Annotated in this window: 1 protein-coding gene; it reads left to right on the plus strand. The window is 73.8% G+C overall.

Annotation, left to right across the window (positions count from 1 at the left end; translation table 11 throughout):
- Nucleotides 1-2,146: type I polyketide synthase (locus ACIQIB_RS39420; RefSeq protein WP_400764299.1), on the plus strand; the 2,146-nt coding region annotated here is incomplete at both ends.

Here is a 2,146-nt window from a genome sequence, read left to right on the forward strand (position 1 = left end):
CGTGAGCGGTGTCCCGGTGGACTGGACGGCGACCGGCACCGCCGGGAAGCCCATCGACCTGCCCACTTACGCCTTCCAGCACCAGCGCTACTGGCTCGACGCCCCCACCAGCACCGGCCTGCCCGCGGTCCCGGTGCTCCCCGCCGAGCTGCCCGCCGTCGGCGTGGTCGCCGACTCGGCCTGCGCCCAGCGGCTGGCTGGCCTCTCGGAGGTCGAGCAGGAGGCCGAGCTGCTGGAGCTGGTGCGGACGCAGGCGGCGGCCGTCCTCGGCCACAGCTCCGCCGACGCCGTGGCGGAGGCCCGCGCGTTCAAGGAGATCGGCTTCGACTCGATGACAGCGGTGGAACTGCGCAACCGCCTGGGCGCGGTCACCGGCCTGCGCCTGGTGCCCACCGTGGTCTTCAACCACCCGACCCCGGCCGCCCTGGCGGCCCACCTGCGCGAGCAGCTGCTCGGCGGCGCCCGGGACGCGTCCGCTCCCATCGTCGCCGCAGGCGCGGGGCTGGGCGACGACCCGATCGCGATCGTGGCGATGGCGTGCCGCTACCCGGGCGGGGTGCGTTCGCCGGAGGACCTGTGGCGGCTGGTGGCGGCGGGCGGTGACGCGGTCTCCGTCTTCCCGGTGAACCGCGGCTGGGACCTCGACGCGCTGTACGACCCGGACCCGGACCACACCGGGACCTCGTACGTCCGCGAGGCCGGATTCCTGTACGAGGCGGGCGAGTTCGACGCCTCGCTGTTCGGCATCTCGCCGCGTGAGGCGCTGGCGATGGACCCGCAGCAGCGGCTGATGCTGGAGACCTCCTGGGAAGCGTTCGAGCGCGCCGGCATCGACCACCGGACCCTGCGGGGCAGCCAGACCGGCGTCTTCGTCGGTGTCGTCTCCCAGGACGACTACGGGCCCCGGATGAGCCAGGCCCCCGAGGACCTGGAGGGGTACCTGCTGACGGGTACCGCCGCGAGCGTGATGTCCGGCCGGGTGTCGTACACCTTCGGTCTGGAGGGCCCGGCGCTGACGGTGGACACCGCCTGCTCCTCCTCCCTGGTCGCTCTGCACCTGGCGGCGCAGGCGCTGCGCAACGGCGAGTGCTCGCTCGCGCTGACCGGTGGTGTCACGGTGATGTCCGGCCCGGGCATGTTCCTGGAGTTCAGCCGTCAGCGCGGGCTGGCGCCGGACGGTCGCTGCAAGGCCTTCGCCGCCGATGCCGACGGTACGGGCTGGGGCGAGGGCGTCGGTGTGCTGCTGCTGGAGCGGCTGTCGGACGCGCGGCGCAACGGGCACGAGGTGCTGGGGATCGTCCGTGGCACGGCGGTCAACCAGGACGGTGCGAGCAACGGCCTGACGGCGCCGAACGGTCCCTCGCAGGAGCGGGTGATCCGTCAGGCGCTGGCGAACGCGGGGCTGGCGACCTCGGACGTGGACGTGGTGGAGGCGCACGGGACGGGCACGAAGCTGGGTGACCCGATCGAGGCGCAGGCGCTGCTGGCCACGTACGGGCAGGGGCGTGCCGAGGACCGTCCGCTATGGCTGGGCTCGCTGAAGACGAACATCGGGCACACCCAGGGCGCTGCCGGCGTCGGCGGCGTGATCAAGATGATCATGGCGATGAAGAACGAGCTGCTGCCGCGCACGCTGCACCTGAACGAGCCCTCGCCGCACGTCGACTGGAGCGCCGGGAACGTCGCGCTGCTGACGGAGGAGGTGGCGTGGCCGGCGGGTGAGCGGCCGCGCCGGGCGGGTGTGTCCTCCTTCGGCGTGAGTGGCACCAACGCCCACGTCGTCATCGAGCAGGCCCCCGAGGCGCGACCGGTGGACGAGGAGCGTCCGTCCCGGCCCGAGGGCGTCGTGCCGTGGCCGCTGTCCGGGTTCGGCGAGGAGGCCCTGCGGGCGCAGGCCGGACAGCTGCGGGCGTTCGTCGCGGACCGGCCCGAGCTGGACGCCACGGACCTCGGCTACTCCCTGGCCACCACCCGCGCCACCTTGTCGCACCGGGCCGTGGTGCTCGCCGACGGCCGGGAGGACGCGCTCGCCGCGCTGTCCGAGCTCGCCCTCGGTGGGGAGTCGGGGCGTGTGGTGTCGGGTGTGGTGGGTGGTTCGGGTGGTCGGTTGGGGCTGCTGTTCTCGGGTCAGGGGAGTCAGCGGGCG

The organism is Kitasatospora sp. NPDC092286 (genome assembly GCF_044755565.1).
Lineage (GTDB): Bacteria > Actinomycetota > Actinomycetes > Streptomycetales > Streptomycetaceae > Kitasatospora.